At 37.2% G+C, this 24,167-nt stretch carries 17 protein-coding genes and 1 pseudogene; 7 read left to right on the top strand and 11 right to left on the bottom strand.

The genetic code is table 11. The features are described 5' to 3' along the window. Positions 1–286: 286 nt before the first annotated feature. The 3 genes from ABVT42_RS04885 to ABVT42_RS04875 all read right to left on the bottom strand — a co-directional run bounded on the left by ABVT42_RS04885 (position 287) and on the right by ABVT42_RS04875 (position 3,363). Positions 287–892: a peroxiredoxin gene (locus tag ABVT42_RS04885; RefSeq protein WP_353873869.1), complete on the bottom strand. Its 606-nt coding sequence runs from the start codon at positions 890–892 to the stop codon at positions 287–289. A 254-nt stretch (positions 893–1,146) separates the two neighbouring features. After that, a complete protein-coding gene (locus tag ABVT42_RS04880; protein ID WP_353873870.1) occupies positions 1,147–2,472 on the bottom strand; it encodes a saccharopine dehydrogenase C-terminal domain-containing protein in 1,326 nt (441 codons plus the stop codon). Positions 2,473–2,730: 258 nt separating this feature from the next. Further along, positions 2,731–3,363, bottom strand: a complete 633-nt coding sequence (locus ABVT42_RS04875; protein ID WP_353873871.1) for a chalcone isomerase family protein — start codon at positions 3,361–3,363, stop codon at positions 2,731–2,733. Positions 3,364–3,940: 577 nt separating this feature from the next. On the opposite strand from ABVT42_RS04875, the gene ABVT42_RS04870 reads away from it, so the two are divergent. Continuing rightward, complete coding sequence (locus tag ABVT42_RS04870) at positions 3,941–5,344, top strand: TonB family protein (RefSeq protein WP_353873872.1); 1,404 nt, start codon at positions 3,941–3,943, stop codon at positions 5,342–5,344. Positions 5,345–5,534: 190 nt separating this feature from the next. Here ABVT42_RS04870 and ABVT42_RS04865 read toward each other — a convergent pair whose 3' ends face one another. The 7 genes from ABVT42_RS04865 to ABVT42_RS04835 all read right to left on the bottom strand — a co-directional run bounded on the left by ABVT42_RS04865 (position 5,535) and on the right by ABVT42_RS04835 (position 13,485). Then, on the bottom strand, positions 5,535–6,305 hold the full coding sequence (locus ABVT42_RS04865; protein ID WP_353873873.1) for an MBL fold metallo-hydrolase: 771 nt from the start codon (positions 6,303–6,305) through the stop codon (positions 5,535–5,537). 13 nt (positions 6,306–6,318) lie between these two features. Then, complete coding sequence (gene bamC, locus ABVT42_RS04860) at positions 6,319–7,401, bottom strand: outer membrane protein assembly factor BamC (protein WP_353873874.1); 1,083 nt, start codon at positions 7,399–7,401, stop codon at positions 6,319–6,321. Positions 7,402–7,635: 234 nt separating this feature from the next. After that, positions 7,636–8,250, bottom strand: a complete 615-nt coding sequence (locus ABVT42_RS04855) for a MiaE family protein (RefSeq protein ID WP_353873875.1) — start codon at positions 8,248–8,250, stop codon at positions 7,636–7,638. A 107-nt stretch (positions 8,251–8,357) separates the two neighbouring features. Continuing rightward, the gene (locus ABVT42_RS04850) at positions 8,358–10,349 is read right to left on the bottom strand and encodes a transglutaminase TgpA family protein (protein WP_353873876.1); all 1,992 of its coding nucleotides are present in this window, start codon (positions 10,347–10,349) and stop codon (positions 8,358–8,360) included. Between the two features lie 44 nt (positions 10,350–10,393). Beyond that, on the bottom strand, positions 10,394–11,395 hold the full coding sequence (locus ABVT42_RS04845) for a DUF58 domain-containing protein (RefSeq protein ID WP_353873877.1): 1,002 nt from the start codon (positions 11,393–11,395) through the stop codon (positions 10,394–10,396). 32 nt (positions 11,396–11,427) lie between these two features. Beyond that, positions 11,428–12,345, bottom strand: coding sequence for an AAA family ATPase (locus tag ABVT42_RS04840; protein ID WP_353873878.1), 918 nt, complete (start codon positions 12,343–12,345; stop codon positions 11,428–11,430). A 270-nt stretch (positions 12,346–12,615) separates the two neighbouring features. Continuing rightward, complete coding sequence (locus tag ABVT42_RS04835; protein ID WP_353873944.1) at positions 12,616–13,485, bottom strand: fructosamine kinase family protein; 870 nt, start codon at positions 13,483–13,485, stop codon at positions 12,616–12,618. Positions 13,486–13,708: 223 nt separating this feature from the next. Between ABVT42_RS04835 and ABVT42_RS04830 the strand changes: the two genes are divergently transcribed. The 3 genes and pseudogenes from ABVT42_RS04830 to ABVT42_RS04820 all read left to right on the top strand — a co-directional run. Continuing rightward, positions 13,709–14,401 carry a PspA/IM30 family protein gene (locus ABVT42_RS04830; RefSeq protein ID WP_353873879.1) on the top strand — a complete coding sequence of 231 codons (693 nt, stop codon included), beginning with the start codon at positions 13,709–13,711 and terminating at the stop codon, positions 14,399–14,401. Further along, complete coding sequence (locus ABVT42_RS04825; RefSeq protein WP_353873880.1) at positions 14,394–15,758, top strand: hypothetical protein; 1,365 nt, start codon at positions 14,394–14,396, stop codon at positions 15,756–15,758. Before ABVT42_RS04830 ends, ABVT42_RS04825 begins: the two co-directional genes overlap by 8 nt. A 293-nt stretch (positions 15,759–16,051) precedes the next feature. Continuing rightward, a pseudogene (locus tag ABVT42_RS04820) lies at positions 16,052–16,498 on the top strand (DUF2799 domain-containing protein); the annotation flags it as partial. 206 nt (positions 16,499–16,704) lie between these two features. Here ABVT42_RS04820 and ABVT42_RS04815 read toward each other — a convergent pair. Continuing rightward, positions 16,705–21,042, bottom strand: coding sequence for a two-component regulator propeller domain-containing protein (locus ABVT42_RS04815; RefSeq protein ID WP_353873881.1), 4,338 nt, complete (start codon positions 21,040–21,042; stop codon positions 16,705–16,707). Positions 21,043–21,325: 283 nt separating this feature from the next. Here ABVT42_RS04815 and ABVT42_RS04810 point away from each other — a divergent pair, with 283 nt between their 5' ends. The 3 genes from ABVT42_RS04810 to ABVT42_RS04800 all read left to right on the top strand — a co-directional run bounded on the left by ABVT42_RS04810 (position 21,326) and on the right by ABVT42_RS04800 (position 24,166). Next, positions 21,326–22,264 (top strand): GGDEF domain-containing protein, encoded by a 939-nt coding sequence (locus tag ABVT42_RS04810; RefSeq protein WP_353873882.1) that lies wholly within the window; start codon positions 21,326–21,328, stop codon positions 22,262–22,264. Between the two features lie 179 nt (positions 22,265–22,443). Beyond that, a complete protein-coding gene (locus ABVT42_RS04805; RefSeq protein ID WP_353873883.1) occupies positions 22,444–23,202 on the top strand; it encodes a sulfotransferase family 2 domain-containing protein in 759 nt (252 codons plus the stop codon). Between the two features lie 607 nt (positions 23,203–23,809). Beyond that, positions 23,810–24,166, top strand: coding sequence for a hypothetical protein (locus ABVT42_RS04800; protein WP_353873884.1), 357 nt, complete (start codon positions 23,810–23,812; stop codon positions 24,164–24,166). Position 24,167: the final 1 nt, after the last annotated feature.

Genomic DNA, 24,167 nt, shown 5'->3' with positions numbered 1-24,167 from the left:
TTCATAGCAAGGTTAAACTTCACTATTTCAACCATACTTTGCAAGCGCAGCACCACTGTAATGTCACTGATTTTGTCTTTTTAGAATGATATCGCCGATAATATTCGCTAATCAGATATAAAAGCTACCATATTCTGATGACGACTGTGGTAAATACCCTGTTTTTTGTGAACTATATGGCAAAGGTGAACGACTAGTTCCAATTTGGGATAAGACTTTGAGAGGAGACAAGACTAAAAAGCCGGGAAATTCCCGGCTTTTGTTGAATCGACTGAACAACCGTTTATTACAGGCTATCAGCTTCTTCAGATAGATATTTTGCAACACCTTCAGGTGAAGCTTGCATACCTTTATCACCTTCTTTCCAACCAGCAGGACACACTTCACCGTGCTGTTGATGGAATGCTAAGGCATCAATCATTCGTAACATTTCATCAATGTTACGACCTAAAGGCAGATCGTTAACAACTTGATGACGAACCAGTCCGTCTTCATCAATTAAGAATGATCCACGGAAAGCAACACCAGCTTCAGGATGCTCAACATCATAAGCTTTACAAATTTCATGTTTAACATCAGCTACCAACGGATAACCAACTGCGCCAATTCCGCCGTCTTTAATTGCGGTATTTCTCCAAGCATTATGAGAAAAGTGAGAGTCAATTGATACACCAATGACGACAACCCCTTTTTCTTCAAACTCTTTCAGACGATGATCAAAAGCGATTAACTCTGAAGGACAAACGAAGGTAAAGTCTAAAGGATAAAAGAAAACAACTGCTTTTTTTCCTTGAGTGGCTTGTTTGAAATTAAAATCGTTAACGATTTCACCATTACCTAATACAGCAGCAGCAGTAAAATCAGGTGCCTGACGACCGACTAAAACTCCCATTATAATCTCCCGTTTATTTTCAAGATTAAAGTTATCAGTTTATACCTGCTCATCAATCATAGCAGGTATTCAAAAGTTTGAAGCTCAACAATACGCTTTATTAGTCAAAAGTCCAAATTGAGCGTATCAATAAGCAATATTGTATTATGCTATTGAGTACTTATTGGTCATAGAAAAATCTAATCTTTCGATACAAACTCAATTGGGATTCAATTTTTCTAACCAAGTATCAATATGAGCAATTCGAGTCAAAATTAAAGGTGATTTAAAAAGCTCGCTTCTGATTCGTCGTTAACAATCTCTTCAACCATTTTTATATTAAGTTTTTCTAATTCTTGCAATACAGGTTCATAAATATCTTGGGTAACAGGAATGCAAACACCTTTTCTGGTTATCTGTCCTTTTAATATCAGGTCAGCGGCAATCGCAGCAGGATATCCAACAGTTTTTGCCATAGCAGAAAAGCCTCCCACATCACCTTTTTCTACCAGCGTTGAGCGATGAAAAATTTTGTTATTATTTTCATCTGTCAAAACAAATCGATGCTGCATGGCAATCATATCTTGTTCATTTTCCTCATACTGTAATTTATCTTGCAACAAGGCACAAAAAGCTTCAATAGGTGATCGCCCAGCAACCGCTCTATCACTAAAACAGTCCATCCAGGCAAAATTTTCCACTAACTCAGGATCGCTATCAAAGCTGCTTTCAAGTTGATCCAGACTCAGATCGGATAACTGGGCTATTAACTCTCGCCAGTTTGATGGTTTAGCATCATTAAATAAAGTATTTGATAGCAAGCCAATCGCTTTGGCTTTATGGATAATGGCTGCAAATCCGGGGTAACGTAATGTGCCACGTAATAACGTCTGAACTTCGGGAATCTCATAAGCCTCGCGATAACCTAACGAGTCTCGATTAGCATAACCGGTTAATTGTAGTTCTTCATTAAAAGGTACATCGCGCATAGACGACAGCAAATCTTTAGCCGCAATAGTCTCCACTTTGCCACGACTGTAATACTTAGCTTCATTTAATACTGCGGTTAAAACAGCCATAGGAGACCAGGAAAACTTATAGCCAAGCGGATTATTATTTGCCTCAGGCGCAGGAATACCACCACACCACGACACTAGTGCCTCAACCTTTTGCTTTTTATCATGCGCTTCATGAATGACTTTCATCGCTGTCATGTGGTCAATGCCTGGGTCTACACCAATTTCATTTAATAAAATAATGTCAGCTTCCTTGGCAGCTTCGTTGAGAGCCCACATGTCTTGATGAGCATAACTGGCAGTCACTAACGGAACCTTTTGTGCAATACAAATACGTGCAACTGCAACATGAAATTGAAATGGAACAAACGAAATGACTAAATCCGCTTTAGCTGCAAGATTGGCTAATTCATCATCATTTGTCACATCAACCTGAATAGGAAATAAATGACTTCTGCCAGCCGCTAATTTTTCAGCTTCACTCAGAAACTGAGACCCAATAGTGATTGTATGTTCTTTTTTATGTAAATAGTCAACTAAAGGCCCCGTCACAAAACCGGCACCTAGTAATAAAATATTAGCCATTGTATTTTTCTCTGTTTTGAGTATGTCTGTATTATGAGTAAAGAATTTGCGGTCGTTAATATTGATAAATATTAATCAAATTGATACTGCTGATGGCAGCAAAGAATAGCGAGTATTGGATAAACTGTAAACCGAAAATTCAATAATTAAAAAAATACGTTTATCCAATAAAACACAAATGAAATGATAGTTTTGAATATAAAATTTATAATTTAAAAAAGGTAATTTTCAATCAAAATTTTATATTCATAAAAAGAATTAAAGATTAATGTATTGACGGAGTAACTCAATTGCATAGTCTCCATCATTATTTCCTAATATACCTGACTTAAACTTTGAAGTGGGTGGTCTTTCACCGACCCAGATTTTCACTAATAAATTATATAAGTCATGAGAATTCTCGACTTGCCCAATAATTCTACCATTGAGTATTACTCGTGTACCAAAAGTATGATGATAATCAAAGCTCAGTTCATCACCCTTTTTGTAACTACCGCTAAAAAACTTAAGAAATTGCGCCAGTTCAGCTTTTTGTGCATTGATATCTTTGCGAGAATTATTGATGCGCAAACTTTCAACTAGTTTTCTTTTAAAGCTACGTGCAGATATTGAGATTTTAGAAGCAAATTTAAACTGCATTCTACGAGCAACCTTAACGCTAAAGAAATCGGCCGTTTTGTCATACTCAACTTTTTCATCCAGATACATCGCACCAATATAATAATCATCATTCAACAGACGGGTTAATCCCATTCCGACCATGACAACTGGACGATCAATAATAGAAACCTTTTGTATAGCAAGCATCTTTTCATTTTCAGACATTTCCTGTGCAAAACAAAAAGAACTGAGAGTCCCCATGAACAATATAATAATTTTAAGATACTTCACAATCACACCCCGACTCTTAAGTCTGCTTGGTTTTATTATTGTTTACCCTGAGATAATTTGAAAAATCAGTGAGTTAAAATTTCCGACCACCTGCCACTGAGCAAATAAATTAAATAATCTGCCAACTCTTGTTTTTATGACAACAAGCTTCAAAGCGACTTGCTTGACATTCCAAATTCTTTTTACACCACTACTTAAATCTAGATGATTTTCAATGGATTAACAAGTAGTTATGGAATTTTACCAAAGATTTCACAATATTATTAAAATTCCCAGTACATTTAGTATTAAAATATTGGTATGCTAACATAGCGGTTGGTTATTTAAGTGTTTTTATAAAATAAAATACAAATGCTTCACAATTTTTAAAAATTTTTAGCTATTATTTTAATAACGCTTAATTACAAAAATTACACGATATTATAGCTGTTTTGATTTACGAGGTTATGCAAATCGAAATTATTCTTATTTTAAATAATAAGTTTCGAGCACATCTGCCGTAGTCAGTCTGATAGTATCTATTCTGATACATCTAGCAGCTATACAAAAAGTTAACGGTGTTACTGGAGTTCGATTAATGTCCTTTCGATTATTTTCTCTAAAAAAGGTTAAACATCAGTTTGCTTATATTAGTTATACGGCATGTTTATTTTTTATTTTTGCAGGTCCCTTAAAAGCCAATATTTCAGCCACTCTTTCTAATAATGAAACAGTCAACCTGATTGGTATTGGTATGTATCAGGAATTACGCAACGATATTTATGTGGGAGCGCTGTTTGGCCCCTCCTCTATTACTGAAGTTGAGCAACTGCTCGATGAATCCGTCGCCAAGCGTATGTCAATTCGATTTTTAACTAGCTATTCTAATCGAAAACTTGCCCGACATTGGAAAGAAAGAATGGCAATGAATAATCCAAGAAGCAGCTGGCAACCCTTAACTCAGCAAATTGTGGGTTTTTCTAAAATATTTAAGCGTCCTGTTGAGCTAAATGATGAACTCAATATTGACTACATTCCAGGTGTTGGGACACAGGTTTATTTAAATTCAACTTTATTTATGACCATCGATAATCACGATTTTGCAGAACTGTTATTAAACGTCTGGCTTGGCAATATTCCGCCAACCAAAGCTTTTAAAAACAGTATTCGAGGATTAGACGACGCCTCAATTAAAGGCAGTTATATTGCACGTTATGAGGGGTTATCTCCAGCTAAAGGCCGTTTTGATAGTGATTTGAACGATTCGACTCAAGTCGCTATTGCAGAAGATAATCCAGCCGAAAATACAACCAATCCTGCCACTAAAGTTGCTCAAAATACGGCAACAAAACCACAAGAAGATAAGCAATCAGCTAACAAACCTGAAACAAAACCTAATGCCAAGAAAGTGGCTAAAGTGGATGAAAAGAAAACGGGTAATAATCAATCACAAAATTCTACTTCCAAAGCTGCTACTGATAATAAAAAAGTAGCTGCGAATAAACCGGACTCAACAACTTTAACAAAACCTGATACCACGCCTGAAATCAAAACTGAAATTAAGCCAGATATCCCCGCCGATATTAAACTTGATCCTAATTTAGTAAAAGTGGCAGATAAAGCAGAAACAAAACCAGCAGAAAAAAAACCAGAAACCAAAAAAATTGCTAAAAAAATTGAACCGGTAATTGATGAGAACTTTTTTGATGCGGATTTGGTAACGGGTTCTTACACTCGGGATTTAATTAATGAAATCAAAAAGCATCAAGAGTATCCTCGTAAGGCGTTGATTGATAGAAAACAAGGCGACGTAACAGCACAGGTTACAATTGATAAAGATGGTGAAATTCTTGATATTGAGCTGATTGAACGTTCGGGTTCGAGAGTTTTAGATCGCGCAGTAAGCCGAATTATTCGTAAAGCAGGGCCTTTTCAAAAAGTTCCTGTTGAATTAAAACTAGAACAGTTTGTATTTGATGTCCCTATTTCATTTAAGCTATAAAATTTAATTGAACTATCAATTTATCTAATAATAAAGACTTTTCAATAAAAAAGGCGCACTTAGGGCGCCTTTTTTATTCGAGAACCACAAGCTCACTAAAAGCTCGTTAATTCTTTGTTCAAACGTTTAAAGTGGTTTCTCATTTAATCTTTTTACTATCTCCAAAAAAACAGAGAACGGTTTAATAACACTATTCGATTCTGACCCATTCGAATCCATATTGCTGATCGGCTAAAATCACACGTGTGGTCTTTTCCAATTCAGCCTGCTGAATAATATTTTTTACCAGCTCGGGACAATTATTTTCTTCACTTAAATGCATGGCTGCCAATAATTTCAAACGACTTTTATTAATGGCATGCAAAAAATTTAATGCTTGCTGATTATTTAAATGCCCTAAATTTCCACCTACTCTGGCTTTTAATGATGCCGGATAATTACCTTGCATTAACATCGTAATATCATGATTAAATTCCAGTAATAAAGCATCACATTCTGCAAAACAACTGATCACATGTTGAGTGACATGCCCAAGGTCAGTCAAAATACCTATTCGATAGTTATCATTATGAAACACAAACTGACAAGCTTCCCTTGAATCATGCGGAACAGCCACTGGTAAAATTTGAATCCCGGCCAACTCAAAGGAATCATGAATATTAATTAAGTTAAGTGACCGAATTTTATCGGCACGCGGATGCAGACTGGTCCCTGGGCTCATCCATACCGGAATATTAAACTTATTTGAAAAAACAGGTACGCCATTAAAATGATCACTGTGTTCATGAGTGACTAAAATAGCATTAATATCGGCAGGCCTTAATTCAAGGGTAGTTAACCTCGACTCCAGCTCTTTAGATGAAAATCCGCTATCGACCAAAATAATACTTTGATCAAATTGAATGAGTGTTGCGTTACCTTTGCTCCCTGATCCCAGAGAGCAAACTTTTACATTGGACAAGGGACAGTGTCACTTATTTTTTATCACTAAATAACTTGTTTAGTTGGGGGTAAAGCTTAACCATGGTCTCGGCATTGAGTGGTGTCCCCTGACCATCGCGAAATACAATTGCGGTAAGCTCTCCAACGGTTGTTACCGTTACCTGATAGTCGCCAGATTCTAACGGCAACGGGGTTTGTTCTTCATCGAATAACGAGGCAAAAAATCCTGGTTCCTCATATTCATAGGCAATAAAGTAAGTCATCAAGCGCCGATCACGATCTTTAACATCAAAGTCTAATGCTTCGAGAACTTTGGGTAATTTTTCCCAAACTAAAGCCTTATCTGTTTCAGTAACCAGGGCCGCATTATTGTTGTCATCATGAGCTAACTGAACTTTAAAACCAGCAACTACCGCATTTTTAGAATTGCGATCACGTTCAATGGTTGCTGTATCGTAATGAGCAATAATAAGATTTAGCATTTCAGCGGAATCATGCCAGTAATTGGCCATATCTTGCCACTTATCCGTATCATCATTAAACATTTGAGCCGCAATTCGCTCAACAGTAATTTGTTTTTCATCTTTTAAAATACCTTCACTTAGCGCGATACGAAATTTGGCTTTAAATTCATCAATATCGTCTTCGCCAGCGATGCCTAACCAGACGCCACGCTTGTCCACCGCAACCCATTCCGTTTCTAATACGCGATTAGCTTTATCGCGGCGACTGAACTTTACGCCTTGTTCAGTAAATAAATTAATGATGGTATCCCATAAAAACTCTTCGTTTTCAACGATATAAATTGCAGGAACTGGCGACTGCTTGTTTGCTCGAATATTATCCAATACATCTAAAATTTGAGCTGGTGCTACCAGACTGATATCTTTACCGCTAGGGGCATTTTTAGCCTGTTCACCAATGGCAGGAACGACCGTGTAGTTAACATTATTTTCATGTTTCAAATGGGGTGGGATTTTTAAAGGCGCAGTTTCTTTCGCTTTTAGGTAATCATAAGAAGTATCTTTAATTAAACCATCTTCGCCATAAAATAAGCTACATGCAGACAACAAACTTGCTAAAGCGAATAGACTGATGATTTTTATCAAGTTCAAAACTGTTACTCCAATACCCTGAATTTCTCTTAAGTAAACTAACTGATTATTTTAAGTGCTTACTTTTGCTGGTGTGCTATGTTACTTGCAGGTGGAAAGCAACTCAAGCAAAAAAGATTCACTATCAACCGCCAATATGACCTGAACTGCGCCAGATGGTTCCTGAAAATACTGAATTTGGTATGATTAGAGCCAGCAAATCAGGCAAAGTTACAGTCAAATACAAAGTTACGATTAAATATTGTGAGGTATACCGCTATGAAAGCGAAAAACCTCATCCTTACTGAGTATCAGCTCAGCCTCTTTCTCTAGCATTTTATCAACCTGTGGTGAAATATCGTTTGCACAATAGAGTTGAGCCAATTGGAGATAATCTTCAAAATGACGAGATTCAGACTTAAGTAAATAACGATAGTATTTGGCTAGTTCAGGTTCTTTATCTTGCAGGTAAGGCACCAGGCTGGCAAAACGTTCACAGGAGCGAGCCTCAATAATGCCACCAATAATACAAAAATCTACCAGTTTATCGGGCTCATTATCACGCGCCAGCTTACGCAGACTTGATGCATAACGCGATGGTGAAAGTATGGAATAAGTAATTTTACGCTGAGTGAGCATTTCAAAGACTTGTTCAAAATGCAATATTTCTTCGCGTGCCAATTGCGCCATTTTTATCTGAAGTTGCTCATATTCGGGGTACTTAAACATTAAGCTGAGTGCAGTTGAAGCTGCTTTTTTCTCGCACTTGGCATGATCGATTAACAAAATATCTAAATGCTCAGCGGCATATTCCAGCCACGATGCGGGCGAATCACAATGAAGAAAATTTCGAACTGGTGAAATATCCATAAAACAACGAAACCTAGTGACGTACAAAGGCCGCGATTATAGGGGATTTATGGACTATTTTCGAGCATTTCACGATAACTAATTACTAATCATGCGTTTATCATAATTTATAACTTGAGTTGTTTAAAACGTTTAACTAATTGCTTAACCTGCTGTTCATCAGCACTTGAAGCCGCATATTGAAGCGCAATATATTCATCAAGTAAGTCAATAACATGACGGAAGTGATATTTTCTGATTCGTCCCAGTTTTGCCTTTAACTCGGCAGGACCAAGCGAAGGATCATACCCAATCACTTTTTGCTTAGCTAATTTTTGCTGTAACAAGTCAAATTGTCTCGCCAATGGCAAACTTGAGCGGCGTTTCCTCAATATTTGAAATCCAGCCATACTCGCCAATCCCAAAACAACCAGCACCATCAAAGTCATTAGTTGCTGATTGGTCATTCCTTCGAGTCCTAAATGAGAGAACAGTTGTTGTTGCTTTGACTCATTGTAATCGAGGATCCAGTCATTCCAGTTGGCGTTAACCTGATCGACCCAATATTCCATCGACTTTATCCAGTCAACGGCGCCAAGTTCAACAACCTCAAAATCACCAAACAACCTTTCACGTTGCCGGTAATCATTTAACAATTGAGGCTCAACCCTGCTGGGATCAATTGCGCCAGTTGGATCAACTCGAATCCAGCCTTGTTCTTTTAGCCAAATTTCTACCCAAGCATGTGCATTCGAGTTACGCACAATCCAATAATCTGTAAGCGTATTTTGCTCTGCGCCTTGATAACCGACCACGACACGAGCCGGAATACCTGCTGAACGCGCCAGAAATACCAATGCTCCAGAATAATGTTCACAAAACCCCCGTTGATTATCAAACCAAAAACTATCAACTGTATCCTCTGACATAATCGGTGGGGTTAAAGTATAGTGAAATGGCTGTTGATTAATATGTTGTAGAACCTGATTTATAAACGCCCAGTCACTATCTAAACGATTACGCTGATTTAGCGCCCATGTTTTTGCTCGAGGATTACCAGAACCAGGTAACTGAGTATAAAATGCCTTTTGGCTGTCGGTTAATTCTGGCTCAATTATTAATTTCGGATAAGACGAGGCCGTAAATCTTACTCTATCGATCAAATGAAAGTCACTTCGCACCGAATAGTCACTTTTTAACTGGCCTTTATCAGGCAAAATTACAGGGCGATCTAATAACACCAGATAATCTTGTTGAGTTGGCTCTAGTGTGATGGCGTATTCAACCAAATCAGTTTGACTCAAACTGTCAGGATTTGCCGAAATATTGACTGGTGGACGAGCGGTCCAGGATATGCCATCAAACTTATCCAGGGTTAACACACGCCAATATAAGTCTGCTTCTGCTGGGAGTTTTCCATTAAAAACAACCCGAAAAGCAACTTCATCTGATAATTGTAACCCGCTAATCTCACCAGGGCTCATACTATCGGAAATACCACTTGATGCACTGCTTTCTCCCGGCATTCGCCAAATTGGTCCACCGAGTCTGGGAAAAAATACAAACAACACCAACATAATGGGAATAGCCAGTAATAAATAACCTGCTAGACGTTTTAATAAGCGAGAGAACTGTCGACCGAAAATCGGATAGCGCTGAATACTATGAACGGCGACAAATGCATATAACAATAGAACCACCGGAACAAACTGATAAACGGCAATAGCTAAACTTTGCGAAAATAAAAAGCCGGTCACTAGCATAAAAAAGCCAAAGCTTAATACTAAATTCGCATCTTTAATATTTTTCACTTCGAGTATTTTTAAACCATACATCGCGGTAATTAGCGCAATTCCCGCTTCTTTTCCGGTAAATTTTTGAAATACGGCATACACGCCACCAATGGCAACCAGCGTAATTGCTAATTTAATCCAGCGATGAATCACTAATTGCCGATAAAAAGCCCAATACACCATGACCACCACTAAAGTGTTTAACAGTGCAATCCAAGCAGGTACAAAAAAGTAAAGTGGCAATAACACGGCTTGATGAGCCAACAGCACTGCCGGCAGAAATATCTGTCGACTTTTAAATTGTGATTGAGAAATAAAATCGATCATCGGCCAGGTTATCGTATTAAAATCAACATCAGAACTCTCCTTACTTAAGCTACTGGTGTCATAAACTGTTTTTCAGTTAAATGAGCGTCAAGCTGATAGCAAGCCAGTAATTGCAAACAATGGGAGCGATGCACTTCGCCTTCATCAAAAGCGACAGAATTGTCTGGTAGCTCAAGTGCAAAAGCTAACTGAGCTTTCGCGGCTTCAATCACAAGAAATGTTAAATAACTTAATCGCAATTCTGGTGCGACACCTGGAAAATCATTCCAAGAAAAGCAAATGCGGCTAGCCTGATAGCCATTAAATTCACGAATAAACAATCCTCTTTCCCTAGCAAAAGCCTTCCAGTCGATTCGACTTAATGGCTCCCCTGCCTGATAAGGTTTCAGCCCATATAAATCATCAACTCCCTCAGCTTTTTGTCCCTCTTCATCCGTTTGAGTACCAGCCAGTTGAGAAAACTCTGGCGGCTCAACCGGTTTAGGATAAACCAATACATCTTGCTGTAACTGAATATAAGCCCAGGTTCGCAGCCAACCGAATGGATAAATGCTCGACACCATTATTCCGGGCATGATTAACCTGCCGCGCTTTAATGTATCGAGATAAATATCCAAAGACACCGTTTGTTCAGCCGGAATATCAATAAATTTCAATTGCTCATAAGACAAACCTAAGCCTACCGTATGATGATTACGACCAGCCCGATCAGTACACATCACGCTGACTCGATTGACAGAATCTGCAAACAACTCATCGGGGACACGCACTGTAAATTGAATATCCTGTATATTTCGATAAGTTAAGATTACACTCACTAACCCTATACTGATTAATAAAAAGGTTAATAAAAATGCCAAATTATTTTGATAGTTAGTCGCGCCTATCAACATCAATAATACAATGACAATCAGTAGATAGCCTTCGCGAGTTGGCCAAATATAAGTGGATCGTTGATTGAGCTCTACCCTTTCGCCAACAGGCATGCGATTGCGAAAAAATCGCCTGAATCGCCATTTTAATCCAGTAGTTGGTTTGCTCAGCATTTCGCCACTCTACCCAGTAATGTAATATCGTTTTAACGAGGGATCGCTGTCGAATGAAGGATAGCCTCCAAGGGAGATTCGCTTGACTGTTGCGTCGCATTTTGCGCTGTTAAGCGATGGCCAACAACCGCAATCCACACAGCCTGAATGTCCTCTGGTAAAACAAAATCTCGCCCGGCAAGATAAGCCCAAGCTTTAGCAGCCCTGAGTAATGCCAATCCGCCTCTAGGTGATAATCCATGCGACCAGTGTTGGCTATTTCTGGTTGCCGAAACTAACAATTGTAAATAATCGAGTAACGTTTCAGAAACCACTACTTTGGCAATCGCGTGTTGACAAGCCAGTAATTTTTTACCATCCAGTATTGGCGGTAAACTGGCAATTTGAAAACGAGTATCTTGTCCTTTAAACAATAAGCGCTCAACTTCTGGCTCAGGATAGCCTAGAGATAAACGAATTAAGAATCGATCCAGTTGTGATTCAGGTAAAGGATAAGTGCCAATCTGATGAAAAGGATTTTGAGTAGCAATAACAAAAAATGGTTCTGGTAGCGGGCGGCTCACCCCTTCTGAAGTGACTTGATACTCTTCCATGGCTTCTAACAGCGCACTTTGCGATTTTGGCGTTGCCCGGTTAACTTCGTCGGCTAGAATGACCTGAGTAAAAATTGGACCCTGATGAAATTTAAAGCTTTCATCGCTGCGCTGATAGATAGCAGATCCGATAATATCAGCAGGTAGTAAATCGCTGGTGAATTGAATTCGTTGAAAATCTAATCCTAAAATTTTTGCTAACGCATGAGCGAGCGTTGTTTTACCCATGCCAGGTAAATCTTCTATCAACAAATGGCCTTTGGCTAATAAACAGACTAAAGCCAGTTTAATTTGGTGTTCTTTTCCTAAAATAATCTCGTTAAGCTGCCAAACTACCTGCTGTAACTGCTGCCGCATTATATTTTTTCCGAATAACTGATTAATTTCAAAGTCTTATTTAAAATCATGGATGAAGCACCCAATAATTGCAAGCCACCATTAAAGAATTGAGTCACAATTATTCGACTTTCAGTTATTTATCTGAATTTTCAATCGCTTTATCGCAACTCAATTTTTGCCTTGTGCCTCAACGCAAGTCAACACAAGTCAATTCGAGTTTAATAAAAGCCATCGTTGTAAGTATATATTGAAACTAATAAATAGCGCTTTTCGCTGTGCGTGTAAAACTTAACCACTCGTGCTCAGCTCATCCCACTGAACAGCTAACAAACTGTCTATTACTGATTCTGCTTGCGATAGATATCCACCACCAAACAAATTTGCATGATTTAAAATGTGATACAAATTATACAAATACTTACGTTGAGCATATCCCTTTTCAATTGGCATAATTTGCTGATAGGCATTGAAAAACGCTTTACCTGGGCTACCAAATAATTCCAGCATCGCCAGTTCAGCTTCATGATCGGCATAATAACAAGCAGGATCATAAATAACAGGCTGTCCGGCCAAATCAAATGCATAATTTCCAGACCACAAATCACCATGAATTAAAGACGGTCGACAATTTCTTTGTCTTAACATTTCGGGAATGCTTGCCATTAATTGATTACCCTTATTGAGCAACCGACAATTGACATTTTTTTGTGTTAATAAATTTAGTTGAAACGCAATTCGGTGCTGACTGAAAAACTCGGCCCAACTTGCGCAGGGTCGATTGATTTGTGGTGTTAACCCAATATAGTTATCGCCTATCCCACCAAATTTTTCTCCGTAATTTTGATGAAGCTTAGCTAGTTGCTTACCAAAAAGCGCTTTATCGCCAGATGATTGCATATCGATAAAAGGTAAAATTATAAAACTGTAATTCTCAATTACTCCGCTAACCAGTACCTTGGGAATTTGAATTTGCCGAGTTTTTGCTATCAGTGCAATATTGTCGGCTTCACAAGCCAGCATGGAGTAACACATTGACGAATTCAATTTTATAAAGTAATCGCGTGTGGCCGTTTTAATTCGAAACGCCTGATTAATATCGCCACCACTAATGGGAATCATTTTTAAAATTTCAATTCGAGATTGCTCGACTTCTGCCAGATATGTTTGTAATTGTTAAATCAAGCTCGTCTTTAGGTTCATGGTTTAGCCAGTATTTAAATCTTTGATTAATTGGATGATTAAGTTAGTTTGTTCCGTTTATTGAAAACTAGCGTAACTAGTACACTCAAAGTATCGTCATTTAATACTTGAGTCAATCGGCTGTGATTTCCTTTAAGCATCATCGATATTATCCGCACTATCAGCTATCGAGGATGATCTTATGTCATTTATCAAACGACTTTCTATACAGCTTTTTTCAAAACTGGATGATGCGGTAACCGAGTTAGAAAATCATGATGCACTGATAGGTGCAGCAATCAATCAACAAAAACAAAAGGTTTTTATCGCTAAAAAACAACAAGCCAATTTAAATCTGCATATTAATCAAATTCAGGAAACTTTGCATACGACTCAAAAAAAACAACAACAATGGCATCAGCGAGCGCAACAACAGATTGTTAGCGATCCTGAAAAAGCCAAAGAGTGTATCCACCGTCAATTACAATTAACTCAACAAATTGAGAAATTACAGCAAACTCTGCAAGCCTATCAAACAGCACAAGCACAACTCACCGCCGACATTCAAAGGTTCGAGCAGGATATCTGGCAACACCAACAAAAACGAGATTTACTAAAAACGCGACAAAGCCGGCTATCACTTCAAACCAGCTCACAACATGAGGCTACCGGCAATATCATTAATGATTCATTCAACCGTTGGGAAGCAAACATCATGGCAACCGAAAGTAACAGTATCAATCGTTTAAATAGCATCGATTTAGTGTCAGCAGTTAATAGCGACAATCATCTGGAACAATCATTTTTAGAGGCCGAATATGCCGAAAAAATACAAGCTGAATTTGAGCAGCTAATCGCTTCGCAACAAGCACAATACGGAGCTAACAATGACTAGTTCAATATCAACCAACTCGCAGACTAATGAAACATCTATTTTTCAAGATTGGCAACAATCAGAAAAATTCGCGCACCCCCCCGAGCAGAAACATCAATCAAGTTGGCTGAATTATTTACCAATTCTACTACGCAGTCTTGGCGGCTTTGCCATATTAATCGCTTTATACAGTTTTGTATTGCAAGGCTGGCAAACACACGGAGATGGCATACGCTATATCATATTTTTAACTCACACGCTGCTATTAGCAGTCATCGCCTTACTCATTGGAAAATATTTGAAAGAATCAAAAGGCGCAAGGTTACTATTATCTTTATCATTAATTTCTATCCCAATAGACTTTGTCATTTCTGGCGCATTCATTCAGGCTTTCCAGTCATCAACACTCACCGACGCAAATCAACCATTCACCTGGCAACCACAAAGTTTGAGCCTGACCATAGGATTATGTTTAGCAACATTTGTTGTTAGCACCCCGATTATTTTGTTTGGTTTCAAGGTATTCAACCGCCACTTAAACAAACAAGCCAGTCTACTTTTCATTGCTATCAACTCGTTACTATTAATTCCCATAAGGGATACATTGTTTATTACCACTTTTGTTTTCATTTGCACATCAAGCCTATTGTTGTATTACCATTTTTTAGCAAAAAAACAAATTGCAATGAAAACACTCGAAGGAAAATTTCTACTAACATTACAATTTTTACCGGTTTTATTATTACTTGGTCGTAGCTTTTGGCTTTATCACATGGATTCGCTTCTGACAGCATGCAGTTGTTTAGTCGGTTTTGTATTAATTCGACAATTTAGTTTTCCATTAACAGAAAAATCCAGGCAGAGACAACTCCTCGAAGGCATTTCTTTAGTATTAATATTTATTGGTGTTCTTAACTTTGTTATTGTTTTTGAGAACTATCTACCTGATGCGCTCAACATGATCTTTTCATCCTTGATTGGTGCATTGATGCTATTTGAAATGTCTGCCAGAACAAAGCTACGTCAGCTACATTACCGGCTATTAGCCAGTTTATGTTTGCTTTATGCTGGACTAGTCAATTACTTTTTGATAGGTGACTCATTAGCAATTTATTTAACATTAATATTTGGCATATCACTATTAACCGTGAGTGTTTTATTACAGCAAAGAGCTTTATTTATCAGCGGAAGTCTATTAACTCTAATTGGCATGTTTAACTTTTTGGGTGAGCTGCTCTTCCATTTCGAGTTAAATCATTGGGTTGCTTTAACGCTCATTGGTATCTGTTGCATTATCACCGGCTCAATGATTGAAGCTCATTACCAACGAATTAAAAGTTGGATTAGTAACAAAAACCAATATTTTCTAGCCTGGTAAATCATATTGTTAAAATTTCATTGACAGCCACTAGCCGTTTGGAAGTTAGTTCAGGATGAATTCAACAAACTTGTGTTTTCATCCTGATGCTTTCACTTTTACATTTTAAACGCTAAGCTTACAATGTATGCTCAAATCAAAATTATTAAATAATCTGGATAAAATTTATGCAATTGAAACGATTAATCCCACTCTTTTCAATACTCTTTAGTATTTTTTCCATTATTTGGTTAACTGGCTGCGCATCAATGTCAGAAGGTGAATGCCGAACCGCCGACTGATATCAATCAGGCTATAATGACGGACTGTTAGCCAGAGGCCAAAGAATAGACCAGCATTATAACGCCTGCAAAGAATACCAGGTTAATGTAGACCACCAGCAATATCGAAAAGGTTATTTTGATGGACTCAAACGCTACTGTATTCCAGCTAATGGTTGGAAACGAGGTATGCAAGGAACAGATTATCATCATTTTTGCCCCACCAATTTAGAACGGGCGTTTTTAGCCGCTTATAAAGAAGGAAAGATTTACTACCTCAACAACCTGCAAATTAATCAGCTCATTGAAGAAAAAAGCCAGTTAGAAGATCAAGTGACCAGCGAAGGAACAGGATTGTCCAAAGAAGCTAAACTCAATATGCTACGTGAAATCAGCGTACTCGAAGAAGAAATAGAAAGCTTGACCGAACAAAACCAATTTGAACTCGATAAAGCCAACCATAAAGGGTGGCATTACTAATCTTACATTGAACGTATTTTATCTCAAAAAACTGCAACAATCTCTCGCCACTTCAATATGAAGTGGCTTTTTATTGGCCTTAATAATGCTCATTTCAACATTACTAAGCGCACCCTCAATTATGCTAGTGTTGCTAGCACTTCTCTTACTACTATCCGCACCGCTTCTATTTGTATTGTTCTTATTTACAGTTTTCCTATCCGTGCTTACCTTATATTGCTCGAGGAATTACGGTTTAGTTTATCCCGATTAAACTGTGCCTTAGTTAATTCATTATTGATTTTTCGCTGCCCTTTCACTAAACAATTTTTCAATGCATTAAGCGAAATGGGTTTAATTAATACATCGTGAAATAGTTTTGTATCACTGGCAAATTTATCAGAAATGAGAATATCCGATGAAGCTAAAACAATTTTCAAATTATCATATTGAGCATTTTTGCGAATCATTTTTGCCGCAGTCACTCCACCCATCTCAGGCATTTGCATATCCGTAATGACTAAATCGTAATATTTATTCGCGACAGCAGCCAGCACTTCTTTGCCATTGGAAACAACATCCGGTTGATAACCCAGTCGACGGCAAATATGCATCAACACTTTTTGATTAACGGCATTATCATCGGCTATTAATATATGCATAGGATTTTGCTTGGCAAACTCCGCTTCATTTTCCAGCTCACGTGCAACCAATCGCTTACCTTTTGCTGAATACAAACTAACAAATGCATTCTTTAACGCACTAAATTTAAGTGGTTTAGAAATAATATGATCATAACGCTGTAAATAGCCTTCATGATGCTGACTGATAACTTTGGGTGTACAAATAATAAAAACCGGAATATTCTCGTACTCTGACGATGATTTGCAATATTCAATAAATTTTTTAGCTTCAGAATCTTTAAAGGCATGATCAACAATAATTAAGTCAGGTCGGTTATTTTGAGTAAGATATCGCCATCCTGATACAAAACCGGTTTTTAAGGTAATATTAAGTGACATACTCGCTGCCAAATAACTGAACGTTTTATCTAAAAAATAATCCGGAGTTAGTAACAACAGTTGTTTATCGAGCAACAAGTCTATTGATTTTATCGTATTAATACTTGGTGAGTTTGTCGGCAAATCAACTTCAATTGAAAAGTAGAAGCTAGTACCGGTATGTCCATCACTGTCAACTTTAATTCGCCCTCCCAGATTTTTAATAATACGTTGACTAATCGTTAATCCCAAGCCTGTTCCACCGTATATTCTTGATGTACTATCATCAGCTTGAGAAAACTCCTCAAATATTTTTGTTTGTTTATCAATAGGTATACCTTTTCCGGTATCTTGAACAGCAAAGGTTAACTGACGCTTTGAGGCACTAATTTTTTTACCTGATATCAGCACCGTTATGCTGCCCTTTTTGGTAAACTTAAAAGCATTCCCAACCAAATTAACAATCACTTGACGTAGTCGCGTTGAATCAGAAATTATTTCCAAAGGCACATTGTTATTCGCCACAAGATTCAACTCGAGTTTTTTCTCATCAATTTCTTTAACAAAAATATCTAGCGCTTGTTCAATACAATCACGTAAATTAAATCTGACTTTTTCAATCGTCATTTTGCCCGCTTCCAGCTTGGACAAATCGAGAATATCATTAACAATGTAAAGCAGGTTTTCACCACTTACCTTTATCATGTCAATGTAGTTCATTTGCTCTTTAGTTAACGGCAGTTCGCTCAAAATACCAGCGGTACCAATCACACCATTTATCGGCGTACGAATTTCATGACTCATCATTGCCAGATATTCCGACTTTGCCTGGCTGGCTTTTTCCGCCATCTGTCGTTTATCTTCAGCCATTTGTTGCCGGGCAGTCGCTGTTTGCTTTTCAGCCTCAATAGTTTTAATTTGCTGATTAGCAATTTCTGTTTGATATTTTTCTTTAATTAATTTGTACCGCTGATAAATAAACAGACAAATAATCAACACCATACTACAGACATATAAACTATAAGCCCACCAGGTTTTCCAAGGTGCGGGCAGTACGGTAATTGCAACTTGTCGTGCCTGTTCATTCCATAATCCATTTTTGTTTGTCGCCTTAACTTTAAAAACATAATCTCCTGCATCAAGGTTGGTAAAAGAAGCAAATCTTTTATTGGCATCTGTATAAATCCAGTCTCGATTAAACCCTTCCATTTTATAAGCATATTGACTACGCATCGGACTATCAAAATCCAACGTTGAAAAGGTAAATCCAAATACGTTTTGATGATAATTCAATGTAATATGGGGGGTATATGCAATCACTTGATTCAATGTCGCTTTATCATCTGCCATTGGTAAGACTTTACGATTAAATAAGGTAAACTCATTAACCCAAATATCCGGTACTTCACGATGCAAAGTAACCTTGTCAGGATGAAAAAAGTTAACTCCTGCTGCCCCCGCAAAATAAATCGTTCCATCTTTTCCTTTTGTTTGAGCTGCAGTAAGATATTCACCTGGCATTGCGCCATCATAAATATCAAAGTTAAAAACCTCACCCGTCTTACCATCAAGACGACTTATTCCATTTGATGAAGTCAGCCAGATAATATCATTGTCATCAACAACTAAATTATCAATCGCATTGCTGAGCAAACCATCTTTGACCGAGTAATTTTTAACCACGAGCCGGTGATTTTTCCAGCTTAACTTATCGACCCCACTGCCGTAAGTCGAATACCAAATATTTCCTTGTGAATCTTCATCTATCGCCGATGTGTTATTATTACTGATTTTATTTTTACTGTTCGACGGTTCCATGTCAGCAGCCATGAAACGCGTAACTTCATGAGTGATCGGGTTAATTCGGTTTAGCCCAGCATCATTAGTTCCAATCCAAACCTGACCATGGCTATCGACTAATGTAGCGTTGAAACCAATATTATTTGAACTTAAACTATTTGAATTATTAGGATCATGTCGGTAATGTTTAAATTCACCAGACAAAACATGCAGTCGACTCACCCCACCCGATCGACTGCCTATCCATAAAGTCCCTTTTGGATATTCAGTCAATGCAACAATATTATTACTGGCGAGCGAATTTTTATTCTCTTTATCATGCTGGTAATGATGATAGCGTCCATTTGCTTCATCAACCAAGTAAAGTCCATTTGCTCCAGATGCAAACCACTTACGATTTTCCGAATCAATAAATGTCCGATTAATAATATCGTTTTTCCAACTCTTACCTGTCCCTGGAAATTTATCAATTATTTCAAATTCGTTCGACTGACGCTTCCAATGAATCACCCCATATTTTCGTGATGTCATCCACAAATCACCAATAGCATCTTCAGCCACACTGCGCACTGTGGTCGAAGGAAATCCATCTGGTTTTTCTGGATTATAAGTTAACCAGTTAAACTGTGTTGAAGAAAGTTTTAACTGGTTTAGCCCTTTCCACCAGGTACCAACCCATAAATAATTTTTATCTTGTAGCAAAGAATACGCATCACGGTTACTTAAACTGGTTATGATACCAGGATCACTTTTATGCAATATCGACTGCCCCGTTTGTTTATTCAAATAGGCAATCCCCTCACCGACCAATGCTATCCATAACCCATACTTATCGGCCGCAATAATATCAGGTACAATGTCCGAGGCAATTTGAAAGTGTGCCGTTTCATTATTTTGATAATGAATAAAGCGGTTTTCTTCAGGAAAAAAATGATTAATTCCGCCACCTTTTGTACCTATCCATAATGAATCGTCACTATCGATAAATATTTTGGTGACATCATTGTGCGATAAACTATTGGGATTTTCACTTTGATGAGTAAAGTGTGTAAAACGCTTACTATTCGGATCAAACTGGTCCAAACCGGCTCCAGGTACTTTCATAAATGGATAGCTGCTTAATGCAATCCAAAGCTTTCCTTGGCTATCTTCATTTATATGTTTAATATTGTTACCGCCAATAGACTCAACAACCTCGGGGTTATGTTGAAAACGCTGAAAGCGTTTGCTATATGTATTAAATAAATTTAATCCACCGCCGTTAGTTCCCACCCAAAAGCGTTTTTGGCTATCAATAAATAGTGAGGTAACTTCATTATTACTCAATGAGTATGGATCATTAATATCATTTTGAAAACGAACAAAACGGTCGGTCTTGGGATCGAGTCGATTGAGCCCACCGCCGTAGGTACCAATCCACAAATAGCCTTCGGCATCTTCAATAATGGTATAAACAAAATCATCTGACAGACCATGCGGATTTTTTGGATCAGCCCGATAAGTATGAAACTGATAACCATCAAACCAACTTAGACCACTTTGTGTTCCAACCCAAATACGACCATCAGAAGACTTTAAAATACAAAATATTGTTGCCTGTGGTAATCCTAGATTGCTGTCCAAATGTTTAAACTTTAGTGGATCAAAGGTATTTAACTGCTTTTTATCAAATAACGATGGAGAATTTTGAGCGAAGGCTAGCGATTGACTGACAGCGCAGATAATAAGGAAAAAAGTAAAAATTTTAGTGATTGATTTATACATCTTAACGCTGGTTAACTGACTCTGAGTCGCTTTCGCGTAATAAATACTGATTTACAGTATAGTTCAAGCAGCTTGCTTTACTTATATTTCATTTACCAATATAAACACACTGCTTTTATAACATTGACAGAGCTCATAGTGAGTTTTGGGATTAAAAAGTAAATTTTTGTGCGTTTTACCTTCAACTTTTTATTATTGTCTATACTAAAAAGAATATTATTTAATCGCTCATGCGCTATTAAATCTCGATTTATTTATCGCCTTATTTCGGTACTTTTAAACTATGAGTCGTTCACGCCAAGATGACATCAAAAATGCAGGTCTAAAATCCAGAAACGCACTGGCCTGGTTGAGAGACAATCAACTGCCTGCCGAACCAATTTGCTACACCATTGCCTATGAGTATTTATATACCGATAATAATCAACTGAAAAAACAGGTAGACGAGATCGATTTATCGGCAGACAATTATCGAGAAAAGTTAAATGAGGTATTTGAGAACAGTATTCTTAGCAGCAAAAATCAGCAACTTTCAATTTTTGGCGATCATGATGATCAATATGTTTGTGAAATCCTGAGTTTATTAGTCAAGAATTATGATCACAACGAAGACATATCAGACGCAGTTGATAAAATAAAGACCATTATCGGGCAAAATAAAAATCAAGCGGATGAAGATGAATCGCTTGATGTTGAGCATCCTCTCGATAATTATTTAAAAGTGAGAGATAACACTTCGCAAGACAAACTAACAAACTGCCTTGATTTTAGTGGTTTAAAACACACTGTGGCAGAAGCCTCAATACATGATGAACTGTTTCCCATGTCAATTTTACGTGTAAATATTGATCGCTTTAAATTAATCAATGACGTTAATGGCACATTTATGGGAGATAACGTATTAAAACATTTAGTCAAACTGTTTATCAGTACTACCAAAGGCAGTGATTTAGTATCACGCTATGAAGATGATGAATTCATTGTGGTACTCCCTAAAACCCCGCTAAAACAAGGCTTGATGGTTGCTGATAATTTACGCAAAAAAGTTATGGGCATCAGCCTGAAAAAGAAAGGAAATACCAATGTTGTCAAGTTAACCGTATCCATTGGTGTCGCTCAATATGAGCGAAAATTAAATTTTGAAGATGTTTTAATTAAAACTAAAAAATCCCTTAATCGCTCTAAAGATCTTGGGCGTAACAGCATCAATAGCGAAGACTAAATTTTCAGTTTTCACATAAACCTACCTGGATATTCTAAATAACCTCGTCATTGTCAACCGCTAATATCAATAGCCTACATGATTTGACATATTTATGACATTTTTTTACATGTCAACAAACATTAATAAATATCTGCCATTATTTTATTTTTCGCAGTATTCTAATAATAAATCTGACAATGATATCTAATCAATTTAAGTGCATATTTGTACATGTCCCCAAAACTGCCGGCCAAAGTGTCGAACTGTTTTTTCTTAACCTCCTTCAACTTACCTGGAAACAAAAAGATCAACTATATATTAAAAAAAATAGCGATCCTCAATGTGGTCCATCGAGATTAGCCCATTTAACTGCCAGTGAATATGTTGATTGCGGGCATATTGATCAATCAACATTTGACAGCTATTTCAAATTTGCTTTTGTCAGAAATCCTTGGGAGCGCTTGGTTTCTGAATATCTTCATAAAAAAATTGATCGAAAAATGTCACTTAAAGAATTTGTCTTTAACGGCCTGCCAGTAAAAAACAATTTCTGTGATAAATATCGTCATATCATTCCACAATACAATTACTTGTTTGATAGCCAAGGCAAGCAGCTAGTAGACTTCATTGGTCGATTTGAAAATTTACAACACGATTTCGATTGGGTTTGTCAACAGCTCAATATTGCACAAAGTGAACTACCTCATCGTAATTCTTCTTTTAGTCCGCGTCGTTTATTGTTGCGTAAATTACGCCATTTATTCTCTAGTAATAATCGAATTAAAAAGCATTACACCGAGTATTATGATAATGAGCTACACGATTATGTTGCCAAAATGTACGAGGTTGACATTGCTCAATTTAATTATAGCTTTAGTAACAAGGACTTTATTACTTCGACAGTAAATCACAATAATGCTCGATTATCAGATCGCATTTTAATGCAAGACAGTTAAATAATAACGACAAACATTCAAGTCTATAAAAGGTTTTGCTCACCCAACTAAATTAACCCCATGCTTTACACTGTGTCGGTGTTAAAAATATTGGCTTTAAAACGACATAAATTCAATATAAAATCGGTTAGTGGTTGACTTAAACCAGTACTTCTTCATCAGTTTTTCACACCGTTTCACTCTTGAATTTCCTCTCTTATTTAGCAAACACAATGATTTAGCTACAAAATGTTACTTGTGCTACGATTTTAAGTCCATTAGGATAGGTTGTATTGGCTAATAGTTAGCCAACAAAGCCATATTAATGGTCATTCATCACCTATTATCAAAATGATATAAAGCCACAAATTTGTGCGTTAAACCTGTCAACAAATTAGGAATGTTATTCATACAAGAAAAACCAATATTTAATACCAAAAAACAGAATTTTATTTATTTTTAGCTTGTAAAATATAATTTTATTATATTTTTAACAGAGTTCAACAAATCATAAGTTAATCGAAATTTCAATTATAAATAATTGTAAATTATTGCCGATATAAAAGCCTGGTAAAGCATTTTCTCCTGGGATAATATCTCAAAACTGGTATATATAGGACTGTCTATTTTGAAAAACCGAGCAAAAACATTTTTCGCCATCACAGGGATGGCAACATTATTATTCGCCTGTCAATCTAGTAACGATAGTAAAGACACTACACAAAACACCGCCACCGACACAACGAGTTCATCAACGACTGTGACAGAACAGGCTCCGCCTCCTTTGATGAAAACCGATCCTGAAATGCCAAATTGTGCGCAAAGTTCTCCGCCAATTTTGGACACCAGTAAAATAGAAAATATGTTAATTAAAGAAGGAAAAATAACAACAGAGATGGATCAAAAACAGCGACAAAAAATTGTCAATGATTATATAAATTCCAAAAGAAATGCTTACAAAATGTGTAAGCCCAAGGGGAAATAGC

Source organism: Aliikangiella maris (assembly GCF_040719265.1).
GTDB lineage: Bacteria > Pseudomonadota > Gammaproteobacteria > Enterobacterales > Kangiellaceae > Aliikangiella > Aliikangiella maris.
This window is presented reverse-complemented; position numbering and strand designations above follow the sequence as displayed.

Bases quoted from the DNA above. Each gene is read 5' to 3' on its own strand.
- ABVT42_RS04840 (WP_353873878.1), bottom strand. From the start codon at position 12,345: ATGCGGCAGCAGTTACAGCAGGTAGTTTGGCAGCTTAACGAGATTATT.
- ABVT42_RS04850 (WP_353873876.1), bottom strand. From the start codon at position 10,349: ATGATCGATTTTATTTCTCAATCACAATTTAAAAGTCGACAGATATTT.
- ABVT42_RS04810 (WP_353873882.1), top strand. From the start codon at position 21,326: ATGAGTCGTTCACGCCAAGATGACATCAAAAATGCAGGTCTAAAATCC.
- ABVT42_RS04805 (WP_353873883.1), top strand. From the start codon at position 22,444: ATGATATCTAATCAATTTAAGTGCATATTTGTACATGTCCCCAAAACT.
- ABVT42_RS04870 (WP_353873872.1), top strand. From the start codon at position 3,941: ATGTCCTTTCGATTATTTTCTCTAAAAAAGGTTAAACATCAGTTTGCT.
- ABVT42_RS04830 (WP_353873879.1), top strand. From the start codon at position 13,709: ATGTCATTTATCAAACGACTTTCTATACAGCTTTTTTCAAAACTGGAT.
- ABVT42_RS04825 (WP_353873880.1), top strand. From the start codon at position 14,394: ATGACTAGTTCAATATCAACCAACTCGCAGACTAATGAAACATCTATT.
- ABVT42_RS04845 (WP_353873877.1), bottom strand. From the start codon at position 11,395: ATGCTGAGCAAACCAACTACTGGATTAAAATGGCGATTCAGGCGATTT.
- ABVT42_RS04880 (WP_353873870.1), bottom strand. From the start codon at position 2,472: ATGGCTAATATTTTATTACTAGGTGCCGGTTTTGTGACGGGGCCTTTA.
- ABVT42_RS04855 (WP_353873875.1), bottom strand. From the start codon at position 8,250: ATGGATATTTCACCAGTTCGAAATTTTCTTCATTGTGATTCGCCCGCA.
- ABVT42_RS04885 (WP_353873869.1), bottom strand. From the start codon at position 892: ATGGGAGTTTTAGTCGGTCGTCAGGCACCTGATTTTACTGCTGCTGCT.
- ABVT42_RS04815 (WP_353873881.1), bottom strand. From the start codon at position 21,042: ATGTATAAATCAATCACTAAAATTTTTACTTTTTTCCTTATTATCTGC.